The sequence below is a fragment of the Lysobacter sp. P5_B12 genome, from assembly GCF_056400425.1.
Genome location: NZ_JBFULG010000024.1, coordinates 1 through 767 on the forward strand (window position 1 = coordinate 1; position 767 = coordinate 767).

Consider the following 767-nt stretch of genomic DNA (forward strand, 5'->3'; position numbering starts at 1 on the left):
CGCAGCACCGCAGCACGTCCACCATGTCGCGCATGGCGGCGGCGAGGCGGCCGGTTTCGCTGCGGTCTGCCGCCGGTATGCGCGCTTCCAGGTCGCCGCGCGCGACCGATTGCGCGACGCCCACCACCTGCGCCAGCGGCCGGACGATGGAGCGCGTGATCAGCGCCGCGAGGACGACCGCCAAACCCAGTGCGATCAACAGCATCACGCCGATCGCCCAGAGATTGAAGCGGTACTCCGCTTCCTGCGCCGCCACGGCCTTGTTGAGCAGCACGATGTTGTAGTCGAGCAACGCCGCGACCGCATCGGCGGTGGCCTGGCGCAGGTCGCCTGCCGCCTTGACGGCGGTCATGTCGCCCGTCTTCAGGCCTTCGACCAGCTCGTGGCTGTTTTCGAAGTAGCGCGCCGCCTTGGCGCGGACGTCTTCGTACAGCTTCCGCTCGTTCGCATCGGCGATCTTCGCTTCGTGCGCGGAGGCCAATGCCTCGAATTGCTGTACGCCGGCCTTGAGTTCGTCGGTGTATTCGGCCGCCTTCGCGGCGTCTTCGTAACTGGCGACGAGGCCGCGTTCGCTGACGCGATACTCGGCGAGCAGGGTCGCGACCTGGCCGAGGTTGCGGATCGACGGCACGGATTCCTGCGTCACGGCGCGCACCATCTGCTGGGCCGCCCCCATGCGCTGCGCCGCGAACGCGCCCATCACGAGGATCAGCAATGCGAGGGCGCCGAAGCCGAACGCCAGTCGCTTGCCGATGTTGAGATTCTGC

Annotated in this window: 1 protein-coding gene; it reads right to left on the reverse strand. The window is 67.9% G+C overall.

Going from position 1 to position 767, the window contains the following annotated elements; translation table 11 throughout:
* Positions 1-767 (reverse strand): MCP four helix bundle domain-containing protein (locus AC1DOM_RS16790; RefSeq protein WP_498965365.1); only part of this gene is annotated, 767 nt, incomplete at both ends.